This is a genomic window from Streptomyces sp. RLA012 (genome assembly GCF_056270325.1).
Window position 1 is genome coordinate 6,839,921 of the sequence record NZ_JBWDPA010000002.1, and the last position, 13,795, is coordinate 6,853,715.

Below are 13,795 nucleotides of genomic sequence, written 5' to 3' on the forward strand. Positions count from 1 at the left end.
AGACAGGCCATGGGTCGAGCGGAGCGCGAAGGGGCGTGCCGGATGCGTACCACCGTCGGAATCATCGGAGCCGGGCCGGCCGGCCTGCTGCTGGCGAGGCTGCTGCACAACGCGGGGATCGACTCCGTCGTGCTGGAGAGCCGCGACCGGGCGTACGTCGAGCAGCGGCAGCGCGCCGGGATCCTGGAGCAGGGGACGGTGGACGTGCTGCGGGCCGCCGGGGCCGGTGAGCGGATGGACCGCGAGGGGCTGCGGCACGACGGGATCGAGCTGCGGTTCGAACGGGAGCGGCACCGGGTCGACTTCCCCGCCCTCACCGGCGGCAGCTCCGTGATGGTGTACGCCCAGACCGAGGTCTGCAAGGACCTCGTCGCGCTCCAGCTCAAGGAGGGCGGACCGCTGCTCTTCGAGGCCGAGGCGCTGGCGGTGGAGGGGGCGGAGAGCGAGCGGCCACGGGTCCGCTTCCGCCACAAGGGCGAGGGGTGCGAGGGGCGCGAGGGGAATGAGGGGCGCGAAGGGGATGAGGGGCACGGGGGGCGCGAGGACGTGCTTGAGTGCGACTACGTCGTCGGCTGCGACGGCTTCTGGGGGGTGGCCCGCAAGGCGGTGCCCGCCGGACTCTCCCGCATCTTCGAACGGACGTACCCCTTCGGCTGGCTCGGCATCCTCGCCGATGTGCCGCCCTCCCACGACGAGCTCGTCTACGCCCGCCACGACCGCGGCTTCGCCCTGCTCAGCATGCGCTCGCCCGCCGTCTCCCGGCTCTACCTCCAGGTGCCCGAGGGCACGGACGCCGGGGCGTGGGCGGACGAGGAGATCTGGGACGAGCTGGAGCGGCGCTTCGAGACCGCCGACGACTGGCGGCTGGAGCGCGGCCCCGTCACCTCCAAGTCCGTCACCCCCCTGCGCAGCTACGTCCACGAACCCATGCGGCACGGGCGGCTCTTCCTCGCCGGGGACGCCGCCCACATCGTTCCGCCGACCGGTGCCAAGGGGCTCAACCTCGCCGTCGGCGACGTCGTCACCTTCGCCCGCGCGCTGGTCCATCTGGAGGAGACCGGTTCGGCGGAACGCCTGGACACGTATTCCGAGACCTGTCTGCGCCGCGTCTGGCAGGCCGAGCGGTTCTCGTACGACATGACGACCCTGCTGCACCGTGCCCCCGGCGCGACCCCCTTCGAGGACCGCGTCCAACTGGCCCGGCTGCGCCGGATCGCCGGCTCCCGGGCGGCCGAGACGGACCTGGCGGAGGGGTACACCGGGTTCCCTCTCGACTGACCCGTCCGACGACACCTCGGAGACCTCTTCCGACGTGGACTTCCGACGTGGACCGAGAGGCCTGTCACGGCTTGGTACCAGTGCGCGCGTGCCGGGGAACACACGCGTACCTTGGCAGCGTGAGGGAAAGATCCTCCCCAAGCACTAGGGTCGATCTTTTGCCTGTCCATTACTCTTGAGGCCAAGGCCACGTGCGGTGGCCATGGAGGAGCGAAATGAGGAGCAGTAACCCGGTCTTCTCGCGACGGGGGTTCAGCCGCGACAACGGCTACGCGGGATTCAACGCGGCGCCGCAGGCCGGGGGACCCGCTGTCGGCACGCAGGCCAACCCGTACGCCCAGCAGGGCGGCAACCCCTACGCGCAGAACCCGTACGCCCAGCAGGACCAGCAGTACGGCGCGCCGCCGCAGGCCCCGGTCTCCACCGGCCGGATGACGATGGACGACGTCGTCATGCGCTCGGGCATGACGCTCGGCACCGTCACCGTCGGCGCGATCCTCGCGTGGGCGCTGCTGCCGGTGTCGAACACCAGCTACGGCCTGGCCGTCGCCTCCGGGCTCGTCGCCTTCGTGCTGGCCATCGTGCAGTCCTTCAAGCGCACGGCCTCGCCCGCGCTGATTCTCGGTTACGCCGCCTTCGAGGGCGTCTTCCTCGGCGTCATCAGCGAGATGTACAACAGCCAGTGGAACGGCGCGCCCTTCCAGGCGGTGCTCGGCACCATGGCGGTCTCCGGCGCGACCCTCCTCGTCTACAAGGCGGGCTGGATCCGCGTGACCGCGCGGTACGCGCGCATCGGTATGACCATCGCCATCGCCTTCGTGGTCGTCATGGCGGTCAACCTGCTGCTCGTCGCCTTCGGCGCCGCCGACGACGGCGGACTGCGCAGCATGGGCCCGCTGGGCGCGATCGTCGGCATCCTGGCGATCCTGATCGGCGCGTTCTTCCTGACCCTCGACTTCAAGCAGATCGAGGACGGCATCGCGTACGGCGCGCCGAAGGAGGAGGCCTGGCTGGCCGCGTTCGGCCTGACCATGACCCTCGTGTGGATCTACGTCGAGATGCTGCGGCTGGTCGCCATCTTCAGCAGTAACGACTAGCACCGGCAGTAACGACTACACCGGCAGTAACGGCCGGCGTCGGCAGTCACGACTGGCGTCGGCGGCAGTGGTGTCCGAAGGGCCCGCGAACCATCGGTTCGCGGGCCCTCTGCCGTTCGGATGCCTGGTCGGATCGGTGGTGCGCGCTCAGAGCAGTTTGCGCGCGGCCCTCCTCAAGTCGTACTCATGAATGATCGCCTTGGCGTGGCCGTACGCGAGGTTGTGCTCGGCGCGGAGCCAGCTGACCTTCTCCTCGAACCGGAAGAGAGCGGGGCCTTCGTCGACGGTGCGCAGCCAGTCGGAGACTTCACGACCGGTGCAGTGGGGGATGCGGGCGAGCAGATTGCGATGGGTCTCCTGGGAGAACACTTGGGACATCGGCGCCTCCGGACGCAATGGGGATGTAAGCCGGTCCTTCACGCCACGGTGCCTGAGGGTTCGGTTGTTGGCAACAGTCCCGTCGCGGCGCGTAGTCTCGCGGCGTGCTTGATACGACGCCGTTGACGCGAGCCGTGGACCACTTCGCCGACCGGTTGCGGGCCGCTCCGCAGAGTCGGCTGCAACGCGGGGCCGCCGCCGAGGCGCTGGGGCTGGCCAGGGAGTTGGCACGATGGGCGCAACGTCTGGAGGACGCCTCCACGGAGCCCCACGAGATGCCGGACGCGGGCATGTTCGCCGCCGCCGACCAAATCACGGTCGCCGCTCACGATTTGGCGCTCGTACTGAAGGACGAGGGCGAGCTGGCCGAAGCGGTGGGGCTTGTGGCGGCGGCGCAGAAGAGGGCGGGGGTGTGACGGCCGTTCCCTGGCCGCCGACCGAGTGTGGCTACCGACCGCGTGTGGCTACCGGCCGCGTGTGACTGCCTGCCGTGGGTGGCTGTCGACTGTGTGTGGCCGCCGGCCATGTGCGGCGGCCGCCTCTACAGCGACGCTATGACCCGGTCCGCCAGGATGTAGATGTTCTCCTCGCCGCAGGCGAAGGTCAGGGCGTACGCGCCGGAGACGCCGGAGCCGCCCAGCAGGACCGGGGTCTCGCCCGCGCGCAGGGCCGCGGCCAGCTGTTCCGCGGTTTCGCGGTGGCCGGGGGTCATGCACAGGGTCGTACCGTCGGCGAAGACGTAGACGTCGAGGGTGCCGAGCGGGCCCGGGCGGACGTCGGACAGTTCCGTACGGGACTCGGCGAGCTCTTCCAGACAGGCCACCGTGCGCTCGTGGTCGTTCACGATGGGTGACTGGGCCGGGATGAAGTCCGGGTGTGAGGGGTGGCGGCGGCGGGCCGCGGCCAGCTCGGGCGAGTCGCTGGGGGTACCTCCCTGGACGAAGTCCTTGGGGGAGAACTCCTCGGCGTCCAGGCCCGCCTCGGTGACCGGCTCCAGGTGCTCCAGGCCCACGAAGTCCGACTGGCGGGGCGTGAACAGTTCACTGTCGGGCAGACCGAGCAGCGAGGGCGCGTCCGAGGCATCACGTGCCTCCTGGGCGGCCCAGAACGCCCGGGCCTCGGCGAGCTCCCGCTCCCGCTCCTCGGCGAGCGCCTCGGCGACGGCAGCGCGTATCTCGTCCGCGTCCGTGGCCGTGCGCGCGGCCGGCACGAGGCCGTGCGCCGTGCGCGTGATGCGGCTCTCGGCGAGCTCGGTGTGCAGGGCCGCGACCTGCCGGCGCAGACCCCGAAGGCTGCGCAGAACGGCGACGCCCACAGCCGCGGTCGCGGCGGTGGTGAGCAGCAAAGCAATCGGCATGGCGCTCACTGACGTACTCCCGGTTCACAGTCGACCCCCGACTTCCTACATCAGCTTGAAGGGCGGACCATCCAGTTGTCAGTGCGTAACGTCACGAAAAGGACAGGACTTTGGGCCCGGGGTTTAGTTGCGTAACGGCTCTGACCTGCGCAAATCCCCCTCCAAGGGGAGATAGGTCACATCTTGGGGGGGATTGGATCACAAATCGGCCCAGAGTCCCTGTGGCGACTGGGTTCTGGGCCGATTCGGTCACGCTGGGTTCAACTCCCGTTACGGCGAAGGGTCTAGCTGAGGCGCTCGATGACCATCGCCATGCCCTGGCCGCCACCGACGCACATCGTCTCCAGGCCGAACTGCTTGTCGTGGAACTGGAGGGAGTTGATGAGCGTGCCGGTGATGCGGGCGCCGGTCATGCCGAAGGGGTGGCCGACGGCGATGGCGCCGCCGTTCACGTTCAGCTTCTCCAGCGGGATGTTCAGGTCGCGGTAGGAGGGGATCACCTGGGCGGCGAAGGCCTCGTTGATCTCGAAGAGGTCGATGTCGTCGACGGTCAGGCCGGCGCGCCGCAGTGCCTGCTTGCTGGCCTCCACCGGGCCGAGGCCCATGATCTCGGGGGAGAGGCCGGTGACGCCGGTCGACACGATCCGGGCGAGCGGGGTGAGGCCGAGCTCGCGGGCCTTCGTGTCGGACATGATCACGAGGGCGGCGGCGCCGTCGTTGAGCGGGCAGCAGTTGCCGGCCGTGACGAGGCCGTCGGGGCGGAAGACCGGCTTCAGCCCCTGGACGCCCTCCATCGTCACCCCGGCGCGCGGGCCGTCGTCCTTGCTGACGACCGTGCCGTCGGGGGTCGTGACGGGGGTGATCTCGCGCTCCCAGAAGCCGTTCTTGATGGCTTCCTCGGCGAGGTTCTGCGAGCGGACGCCGAACTCGTCCATGTCCTGGCGGGTGACGCCCTTGATGCGGGCGAGGTTCTCCGCGGTCTGGCCCATCGCGATGTACGCGTCCGGGACGAGGCCGTCCTCGCGGGGGTCGTGCCAGGTCGAGCCCTCGCTCTGGGCGACGGCCTCGGTGCGGGCCTCCGCCTCCGCGAAGATCGGGTTGCGGGTGTCGGGGAGGGAGTCGGAGTTGCCCTTGGTGAAGCGGGACACCAGTTCGACGCCGGCCGAGATGAAGACGTCGCCCTCGCCGGCCTTGATGGCGTGCAGGGCCATGCGGCTCGTCTGGAGGGACGAGGAACAGTAACGGGTGATCGTGCAGCCGGGCAGGTGGTCCATGCCCATCTGTACGGCGACGATGCGGCCGAGGTTGTTGCCCTGCTCGCCGCCGGGGAGGCCGCAGCCGAGCATCAGGTCGTCGATGTCCTTGGGGTCCAGCTCGGGGATCTTGGCGAGGGCGGTCTGAATGATCGTGGCGGTGAGGTCGTCGGGGCGCACGTCCTTCAGGGAGCCCTTGAAGGCGCGGCCGATCGGGGAGCGGGCGGCTGAGACGATCACGGCTTCGGGCATCACGGCTCCATGGGCGCTACGGGGTGGACGGGCGGGACTGCTTGGGAAGTTACCTGTCCGTACCGTCCAGGTCACCGCTCCGACGGTGTGACTCGGACCGCACTTTTCTAAGCGCTTGCTTTCCTTCGCCCCCGCCGCCCCTACCCGTCCCGTACCTGGGGGCTGCCGCCCCCAGACCCCCGCATCGGCCTGAACGGCCTTGTCCTCAATCGCCGGACGGGCTGAGTGGTGCGGACCTGGGGTGGGTGGGTGAGCGGGGGGTGGGTGGGGTGTGGCCTTCGGCCTTGTGCTCAGACGCTGGACGGGCTGAAGGAGTGCGGGCCGGGGGTGGGTGGGTGAGCGGGGGGCCTTCGGCCGTGTCCTCAGACGCCGGACGGGCTGAGTGGCGCGGGCTGGGGGTGGGTGGGGGTGTGGCCTTCGGCCTCGTCCTCAATCGTCGGACGGGCTGAAGATGCGGGGTCCGGGGCGGGTGGGGGTGGCGGTCGGGGTGGATGGGCTGCGGCTGCGTCCGTCGCCCCGGCCCTCGAACGCCGGACGGCCCGAGGCAGGCCTCCAGGGGCGCGGGGAACTGCGCGGGCAGCCCCCACGCGCCCGCAGCCGGGTGATTCGGGACAGCCGGGGGATTCGGGGCGGAGCCCCGACCTCAGGGGCGCGGGGAACTGCGCGCCCGGCCCCCATGCGCCCGCAGCCGGGTGATTCGGGACAGCCGGGGGATTCGGGGCGGAGCCCCGACCTCAGGGGCGCGGGGAACTGCGCGCCCAGCCCCCACCGGCCGGCAGGCAAGAGACTCGGGGCGGCCCGGGATCCGGGGCGTAGCCCCGTTCCGAGGGGCGCGGGGAACTGCGCGAGTAATCCCCACCCACCCGCGGCCGGAGAACCCGCCGTGCGGGGGCCGGGGCGGGGGAGCTCAGCCTTGGGTGGACGGTGTGGACGGTGTGGGGGCCGGGGCCGGGGCCGGGTCGGTGGCCGGGACGCGGCGCCGGCGGCGGCGCTTGAGCAGGGCCCACGGCCCGCGCGGCCCGGTGGGCATGGCCGCCGTGACCTCCGTACCCGCCTCGGACGCGGCCTCCGCAGCCGCCCGTGCCACCGGCAGGAACCCCTCGCGCCGGGAGACGTCCGGCCGCTCCTCCTCGGCCGGCCAGAGGCCCAGCGCGGCGCAGACGGTGGGAAGAAGGGCCATCGCCGCCGTCGCGTACCCCTCCGCGGAGGGGTGGTAGTTGTCGGGCCCGAACAGCTCGCGCGGGTTCGCCTCGAACTCGGGCCCCAGCAGATCGCCCAGCGAAACCGTACGCCCGCCCTGCTCGACCGAACCGATCGTCTGCGCGGCCGCCAGCTGGCGCGAGGCCCGCCGGGCCAGCCAGCGCAACGGCTGCTGGACCTGCTCGACCGTCCCCAGGTCGGGACAGGTGCCGACGACGACCTCCGCACCGGCCGTACGAAGACGCCGCACCGCGGCCGACAGATGGCGGACCGACCGGGTCGGTGGCATCCGGTGGGTGACATCGTTGGCACCGATCATGATCACGCAGACGTCGGGCACCCGCGAGGTGTCCGCGAGGGCGAGCGCCACCTGCCGGTCGAGGTCGTCGGACTGGGCGCCGGGCAGCGCGACGTTCCACAGCTCCACCGGGCGTTCGGCGACCGCCGCGAGCCCCGAGGCGATCAGCGCGCCGGGCGTCTGGCGGGCCCGGTGCACGCCCTGCCCCGCCGCGGTCGAGTCACCCAGCATGGTCAGCCGCAGCGGCGGACCGTCCTGCGCCGCGTAGGCGTACCCGTAGAGACCGTTCGCGCGGGGCGCCTGACTGTGCCCGTTGCCCACATGGCGCTTCGCCAGCTGCACCTCGGCCAGCACCACACCGACCGCCGCGGCACCGACCAGCCCGATCCCGCCGCCGCCGTACGCCGCGCCCGCCGCGATCCGCCGTGCCACCCTCGCCCTCGACAAGCTCGACATGCGTCGCCGCCACCTCCTCGTAGCCGTACAACCACTGCTTGCCCCGCGGAGCAGGTCGGCCAATCTCAACGGCGAGTGAACCCTCACCCCGGGCCTTAGGCTGACGGGACCATCCCACTGAAAACGCAGCTCCGGAGACAACGGTGCAATTCCACGACTCGATGATCAGCCTCGTCGGCAACACCCCGCTGCTGAGGCTCAACAACGTGACCGCAGGTATCCAGGCGACCGTCCTGGCGAAGGTTGAGTACTTCAACCCAGGCGGGTCCGTGAAGGACCGCATCGCCCTGCGCATGATCGAGGCCGCGGAGGAGAGCGGCGCCCTCAAGCCCGGCGGCACGATCGTCGAGCCGACCAGCGGAAACACCGGTGTCGGGCTGGCCATCGTGGCCCAGCAGAAGGGCTACAAGTGCATCTTCGTCTGCCCCGACAAGGTGAGCACCGACAAGATCAACGTGCTGCGGGCGTACGGGGCCGAAGTGGTCGTCTGCCCGACGGCCGTCGACCCGGAGCACCCGGACTCGTACTACAACGTGTCCGACCGGCTGGTCCGTGAGACGCCCGGCGCCTGGAAGCCCGACCAGTACTCCAACCCGAACAACCCCCTCTCGCACTATCACTCCACCGGCCCCGAGCTGTGGGAGCAGACGGAGGGGAGGATCACCCATTTCGTGGCGGGCGTCGGCACCGGCGGCACGATCTCCGGGACCGGTCGCTATCTGAAGGACGCGAGCGACGGCAAGGTCCAGGTCGTCGGCGCCGACCCCGAGGGGTCCGTGTACTCGGGCGGGTCCGGGCGGCCGTATCTCGTCGAGGGCGTCGGTGAGGACTTCTGGCCGACGGCGTACGACCGTACGGTCGCCGACGAGATCGTGGCCGTGTCCGACAAGGACTCCTTCCAGATGACCCGGCGGCTGGCGAAGGAGGAGGGGCTGCTCGTCGGGGGCTCCTGCGGGATGGCCGTGGTCGCCGCGCTGCGGGTGGCCGAGCGGCTCGGACCCGACGACGTCGTGGTGGTCCTGCTCCCCGACAGCGGCCGCGGCTACCTCAGCAAGATCTTCAACGACGAGTGGATGGCCGACTACGGCTTCCTGGAGGACTCCGGCCCGAGCGCGCGCGTCGCGGACGTGCTCAACGACAAGGCGCCCGGCGCCATCCCCTCCCTCATCCACATGCACCCGGACGAGACGGTCGGAGAGGCCATCGAGGTGCTGCGCGAGTACGGCGTCTCGCAGATGCCGATCGTCAAGCCCGGCGCCGGTCACCCGGACGTGATGGCCGCCGAGGTCGTCGGTTCCGTGGTCGAACGGGAACTGCTGGACGCGCTGTTCACCCAGCGGGCCTCGCTGCAGGACCCGCTGGAGAAGCACATGTCGGCGCCGCTGCCGCAGGTCGGCTCCGGCGAACCGGTCGGCGACCTGATGTCCGTGCTCGGCGGCGCCGACGCGGCGATCGTGCTCGTCGAGGGCAAGCCCACCGGTGTCGTCAGCCGCCAGGACCTGCTGTCCTTCCTCGCCAAGGGCGGCGCCAAGAAGTAGGCACAGGTCGGAGGTTTCCGCGGGTGACAGGAGGAAATCTCCTGAAGCTCCCCTCCTGAGAGGGATCTTCCTGTCTTGCGACAGGGAACTTCGCGGAAGTGGTACGAGCGCGTCACGTCCGCGCAGCACCCGCTTAACACGGATCCGGCACATTAGTGGGTGTCGGCAGGGCGGGAGCGGCTCCCCGCCCCGGCGACACCAAAACGGCGCCAAGGACCTCCGGAGCGGCTCCCGGACCTCCATGGACGCCATGGACGCGTAAGCCCGGCCCTGACCCGGCCCGCGTCCCTCGCGGGGACCGCCGTCGTCCCGCCCCCCGGTAACGGGGGTGCGGCGGTCCCCGCGCAACACATCGAAAGGGCCCGGCACCTGTGAAGGTGCCGGGCCCTTTCGTGTGGCGCGCCCAAACCGGCGCCGCTCTCGTGGAGTCGGCCGGTCAGTCGTCCCAGCTGGAGTCCTTGCCCCTGCGGTGGCCGAAGAAGTTCGGAGTGACACGCGCGGCCTGGACCACGTTGACCCCCACGATGCCGCCCCAGGCGACCAGCAGGCCGGGCAGGTGCGCGACACTGCCGCCGATCGCGGACAGGGGGATCGCCAGGACCAGCGAGACGATCCCGAAACCGAAACGCTCGGCCCAGGAGTCGGGCCCGTGCGAGGAGCGTGCCCCGCGGGCCATCACCATCTGCTGCTCGGCGAGCTGCCGCCGCACCCGGCGGTCGACCGCGCCGTCGAGGCTGTGCTCGACCTTCTCCAGGAACGACTCGACGAGCGCGGACTCGTACTCCTCGCCCAGTTCCCTGCGCGCGTGCAGAGTGGCGTCGAGTTCCTTCTTCAGTTCGGCGTCGCCGCCCGCTTCCCTACCCGTCATGGTGTTCACGTTAGGGAGTGGCGGCCCCCGTGGCACTGGGGATAGCCCCCCTGTTGGAACTGGGCCGCACCCCCGTGGGCAGCACCCCGAGCGACTCCAGAACCCTGCGGTGCCCCCGTTCGACCCCGGTGATGCGGACCTCGATGCCCCGGTCCCGCAGATCCCCGACCGCGTCCTTCAGCGCGAGCGCCCCGGTCGCGTCCACCGCCGTCAGCCCCGACATCCGCAGGTCGACCGCCGACACCCCGCGCACCGCCGCGCGTGAGTCCGCTCAGCCGCACGCCCCGCACGGTCCTGGGCGCACTGGTCCCCGGCGTGCTCAGGGGAGGAGGGCGACCAGGCCCGTGTCGAGGTCGAATCTCGCGGCGGCGACATGCGCCGGGGCGAAGGCCGGATCCGCCCGGATCGCGTCCCGGACCCAGGCCGTGTGCGCCCGTACCGTGTGCTCGGCCCAGTCCCCGGGGACCGCCCGGGTACGGAGCGCCGCGGGCATGATCTCGTCCACCAGGAGCGAGAGATGGCCGGGCACGGGCTCCCCGGTACGGAGGTGTTCCAGCGTCGCGGCGACCGCCCCGCAGCGCTCGTGGCCCAGCACCAGCACCAGCGGAACGCCCAGTTCCGCCACCCCGTACTGGATGGATCCGAGCACCGCCTCGTCCAGCACCTGCCCCGCGGTCCTCATGCAGAGCAGGTCCCCGAGCCCCTGGTCGAAGACCAGCTCGGGCGGGACACGGGAGTCGACGCAGCCGACGACCACCGCGAACGGGTACTGCCCGGCGGCGAGGACACGCCGCCGGATGCTCCCCTGGTGCGGATGACGGGGGCGCCCGGAGGCGTACCGCCGGTTGCCCGCGAGGAGTTCGTCGAGGGCCGCGCGGGCGGTCGCAGGCCGGGAGCGGGGTACGGCGACGGCCGGAGCCGACGCGGTGGTGGTGAGTACGGAGGCGGTGGTGAGTACGGAGGCGGTGGTCGCCGCCAGAAAGGCCCTGCGGTTCGAGGGCATGACGCTCCCTCAGGAGTTGTGCTTGTAGCGCTCAATGACCGTACGCACGCGCACACTCACCCTGAGTGTCGATTTAACTACCCTTGGCCGATTCGTCGTCGGATCATCGCCGCCGCGATACCGGCGCTTGATCGGCTCAGGCGGCGGGGGAGTTCGCCGGGGTGGTCACGGGAGTGTCCGCGGGAAGGTCCAGGGGCCGCAGCTCGTCCGCGTACGAGACGGAGATCCGGCGCATCAGGCCGTCCTCGGTGATGTCGTACTGGCCCAGGCGCCACAGCGGCGGCGAGTACGCGTGGATCGACACCGCGTCGTCGGTGGCGCCGGTGAGGCGGTGGATGTGATCGGGGCCGAAGCAGAAGGACTCGCCCGCGCCGACGGTGACGGACAGATGGCTGCCGCCGATGCGCGGATTGGACTCGGTCAGCGCGCCCTGTACGACGCCGACCGCACCGGAGGAGATGTCGTGGTCGTGCCAGCCGGTGTCGTTGCGCCGGGTCCAGCACAGCAGCCAGACGTCGACGTACTCGTCGCGGTGCAGCGACGCGTAGTGCCGCTCCTCGTCGGAGAACGCGACCTGCTCGCGCCAGAGTTCGGGGCGGGTGGCGAGGTCGTCGACGAGGGCCTGGAGCTCGCGCTTGTCGAGCGTGCGGTCCGGCAGGGCCTCGTACGTCATGGGGTAACTCCCTTCAGCAGTCGGGCGGGGTTGGTGGTGCGCAGGGCGTGGGCGGCGGCGGCCGCGCCGAGGTCGGGGACGGTGGGTGAGGCGTAGGGGCGGTCGCTGCCGCTGACGATCACGTCGATGCCCATGGCCCGGACGAGTGCGTCCACCGCGCGGGTTCCGTAGGACGAGGTCTCGTAGAAGGCGTCGAAGTCGACCTCGCCGCGCCCTCCGCCGCGCGCCGCGAGCCGCTCGCCGTGCAGCGGGGCCAGGCCCGCGAGGGCGGTGAAGCAGACACGCAGGCGCGGGTGGCGGGCCCGTCCGAAGGCGCGGAAGGCGAACCAGGACGCGTGCATCTGGTGGACGTACGGGACCAGCGCGGGCCACCAGGGCGGGGCGTCGGGGGTGGGCGGGGCCGCGCCCGGGTGGACGAAGAGCGGCTTGTCGTGGCGGGTCAGGACGTCGAGGAGGGGAGCACGGCGGTCCCAGCCGGCCGCGTCCAGCAGGGCGGTGGCGGGGAGCTGGAGGCCCACGCAGCCGCGGCGGAGTTCGTGTGCGACCGCTTCGGGGTCCGCGGCCGACAGGCAGGGCGAGGCCCAGACGCCGAAGGGGGCCGGGAGCGCGAGGGCGCCGTCGTGGAAGGCGGCGAGCAGCGGGGTGGCCTCGGCGGGCGGCAGGTCCTCGATGCCGAGCGGGCTGGAGAGGGAGACCAGGGCCAGGTCCAGGCCGTCGGCGGCGGCCAGACGGGTGCGGGCCGCGATGTCGTGGTCGGCCGGGTCCACCTCGTACGGCGGCTCGCCCGCCAGGTGCAGGGTCCAGCCGTCGAGGTACGGCGGCGTGGTGCGGGCGCGCAGCAGCTCGATGAAGGCGGGCGGCCAGATGTGCTGGTGGACGTCGGTGGGCACGAGGTGGTCCTCGGAGGGCGGAGGTGAGGTCAAGACGGTAGGTTAAGCGCTTCACTGATGCGATTAACTTAAGCGGTTAACAAGAGGGGCGTCAAGAGTGCGCCGGAGCGCGCCCTGGGTGTGGACGGAGCAGGGGTGGAGTGGGGGCGGAGTGGGGGGTGGAGTGGGGGCGGGGCGCGCCCGGGGGGTGTGGGCGGGGCGTGCGCCCACAATGCGGACGGGTCCCCGGTAGGCTTCCCGGCATGGCCAGGCCCAATAAGCGCACCACCCTCCGGGAGGTGGCCGAGGCCACGGGTCTCTCCACCGCCGCCGTCTCCTACGCCCTGCGCGGCAAGCACGTCTCCAAGGAGACCGAGGAACGGGTGCGCAAGGCCGCGGCCGAGCTCGGCTACGAGGCCGACCCCATCGCCCGCGCCCTCGCCAGCGGCCGCACCAGCATGGTCGGCGTCCTCGCGGGCGACCTCCAGGACCTCTGGCAGCAGCAGCTGATGGCCGCCATCGGCCGGGAACTGCTGGCCGGCGACCGCTACGCGCTGATCCTCGACGCGGGCGGCGACCCCGACCGTGAGCTGAAGCTCGCCAAGCAGTTGCGCGACCAGCGCGTCGACGCGCTGCTGGTGTCGCCGGTGAACCCCTCGGCCGAGGGCTGGGCGGCGATCGCCGAGGCGCTGCCGGTGGTGGCCGTCGGGGACTCGCTCAGCTCGGCCCGTACCGCCGGGCAGGTCATCTTCGACAACCGGGCCGGCATCGACGCCGTACTGGAGTATCTGTACGGGCTCGGCCACCGCCGGGTGACCGTGCTGACCCCGACCCGGCCGAGCACGCCCGACCGGCCCGCCGACGTGTACGTCCGCGAGGCCGCCGCACGGCTGGGGCTGCGCGCCGAGCTGGTCCCGTGCCCCCAGGAGCTGGGCGAGGCGACGGTCGTCGCCCGACGCCTCCTGGACGGTCCGCGGCCCGCGACCGCCGTCTTCTGTTTCTCCGACTCACTGGCGTACGGGGTGTACGCGGCCGCCGCGGAGGCCTCGCTCGCGGTCGGCCGGGATGTGTCCGTGGTCGGCTTCGACGACCACCCGGTGTCCCGGGTGCTCACCCCGCCGCTCACCACGGTGGACTGGGGGCTGCCGGAGATCGCCGCGGAGGCGGCACGGCTGACCGTCGCGGCGATCGAGGGGAAACGGGTTCGGAAGAAGCGGATTCTGTGTGCGCCGAGGATGAGTGAGCGGGGGTCGGCGGTACACGTCTAGCCCGGCA

The 13,795-nt window shown here is 71.6% G+C and carries 14 protein-coding genes; 5 read left to right on the plus strand and 9 right to left on the minus strand.

The genetic code is table 11. The features are described from left to right. The first annotated feature begins 42 nt into the window (after positions 1-42). Both RV986_RS31505 and RV986_RS31510 read left to right on the plus strand, forming a co-directional pair. Positions 43-1,278 carry a 4-hydroxybenzoate 3-monooxygenase gene (locus RV986_RS31505; RefSeq protein WP_475920627.1) on the plus strand — a complete coding sequence of 412 codons (1,236 nt, stop codon included), beginning with the start codon at positions 43-45 and terminating at the stop codon, positions 1,276-1,278. Between the two features lie 215 nt (positions 1,279-1,493). Beyond that, positions 1,494-2,375, plus strand: coding sequence for a Bax inhibitor-1/YccA family protein (locus RV986_RS31510; protein ID WP_475920628.1), 882 nt, complete (start codon positions 1,494-1,496; stop codon positions 2,373-2,375). 147 nt (positions 2,376-2,522) lie between these two features. Here RV986_RS31510 and RV986_RS31515 read toward each other — a convergent pair whose 3' ends face one another. Then, a complete protein-coding gene (locus tag RV986_RS31515) occupies positions 2,523-2,753 on the minus strand; it encodes a DUF4287 domain-containing protein (RefSeq protein ID WP_054237274.1) in 231 nt (76 codons plus the stop codon). 104 nt (positions 2,754-2,857) lie between these two features. On the opposite strand from RV986_RS31515, the gene RV986_RS31520 reads away from it, so the two are divergent. Continuing rightward, on the plus strand, positions 2,858-3,169 hold the full coding sequence (locus tag RV986_RS31520; protein WP_475920629.1) for a hypothetical protein: 312 nt from the start codon (positions 2,858-2,860) through the stop codon (positions 3,167-3,169). Between the two features lie 125 nt (positions 3,170-3,294). On the opposite strand, the gene RV986_RS31525 is transcribed toward RV986_RS31520, so the two are convergent. The 3 genes from RV986_RS31525 to RV986_RS31535 all read right to left on the minus strand — a co-directional run bounded on the left by RV986_RS31525 (position 3,295) and on the right by RV986_RS31535 (position 7,569). Then, entirely contained in the window at positions 3,295-4,110 is an 816-nt protein-coding gene (locus RV986_RS31525; protein WP_475920630.1) for a hypothetical protein, read from the minus strand. A 284-nt stretch (positions 4,111-4,394) separates the two neighbouring features. After that, positions 4,395-5,615 (minus strand): acetyl-CoA C-acetyltransferase, encoded by a 1,221-nt coding sequence (locus RV986_RS31530; RefSeq protein ID WP_475920631.1) that lies wholly within the window; start codon positions 5,613-5,615, stop codon positions 4,395-4,397. 907 nt (positions 5,616-6,522) lie between these two features. Next, positions 6,523-7,569, minus strand: a complete 1,047-nt coding sequence (locus RV986_RS31535) for an SGNH/GDSL hydrolase family protein (protein WP_475920632.1) — start codon at positions 7,567-7,569, stop codon at positions 6,523-6,525. A gap of 143 nt (positions 7,570-7,712) precedes the next feature. On the opposite strand from RV986_RS31535, the gene RV986_RS31540 reads away from it, so the two are divergent. Further along, positions 7,713-9,107: a cystathionine beta-synthase gene (locus tag RV986_RS31540; RefSeq protein ID WP_475920633.1), complete on the plus strand. Its 1,395-nt coding sequence runs from the start codon at positions 7,713-7,715 to the stop codon at positions 9,105-9,107. 436 nt (positions 9,108-9,543) lie between these two features. Here RV986_RS31540 and RV986_RS31545 read toward each other — a convergent pair whose 3' ends face one another. The 5 genes from RV986_RS31545 to RV986_RS31565 all read right to left on the minus strand — a co-directional run bounded on the left by RV986_RS31545 (position 9,544) and on the right by RV986_RS31565 (position 12,541). Further along, positions 9,544-9,975: a hypothetical protein gene (locus RV986_RS31545; RefSeq protein ID WP_475920634.1), complete on the minus strand. Its 432-nt coding sequence runs from the start codon at positions 9,973-9,975 to the stop codon at positions 9,544-9,546. A 10-nt stretch (positions 9,976-9,985) separates the two neighbouring features. Beyond that, complete coding sequence (locus RV986_RS31550; RefSeq protein WP_475920635.1) at positions 9,986-10,219, minus strand: sodium-independent anion transporter; 234 nt, start codon at positions 10,217-10,219, stop codon at positions 9,986-9,988. 75 nt (positions 10,220-10,294) lie between these two features. Continuing rightward, positions 10,295-10,978: a carbonic anhydrase gene (locus tag RV986_RS31555; protein ID WP_475920636.1), complete on the minus strand. Its 684-nt coding sequence runs from the start codon at positions 10,976-10,978 to the stop codon at positions 10,295-10,297. A gap of 136 nt (positions 10,979-11,114) precedes the next feature. Beyond that, positions 11,115-11,651 (minus strand): cysteine dioxygenase, encoded by a 537-nt coding sequence (locus RV986_RS31560; RefSeq protein WP_475920637.1) that lies wholly within the window; start codon positions 11,649-11,651, stop codon positions 11,115-11,117. Beyond that, the gene (locus RV986_RS31565; RefSeq protein ID WP_475924501.1) at positions 11,648-12,541 is read right to left on the minus strand and encodes an amidohydrolase family protein; all 894 of its coding nucleotides are present in this window, start codon (positions 12,539-12,541) and stop codon (positions 11,648-11,650) included. The genes RV986_RS31560 and RV986_RS31565 overlap by 4 nt, the downstream gene beginning before the upstream one ends. A 242-nt stretch (positions 12,542-12,783) precedes the next feature. Here RV986_RS31565 and RV986_RS31570 point away from each other — a divergent pair, with 242 nt between their 5' ends. Then, complete coding sequence (locus RV986_RS31570) at positions 12,784-13,788, plus strand: LacI family DNA-binding transcriptional regulator (protein WP_475920638.1); 1,005 nt, start codon at positions 12,784-12,786, stop codon at positions 13,786-13,788. The last annotated feature ends 7 nt before the right edge of the window (positions 13,789-13,795 follow it).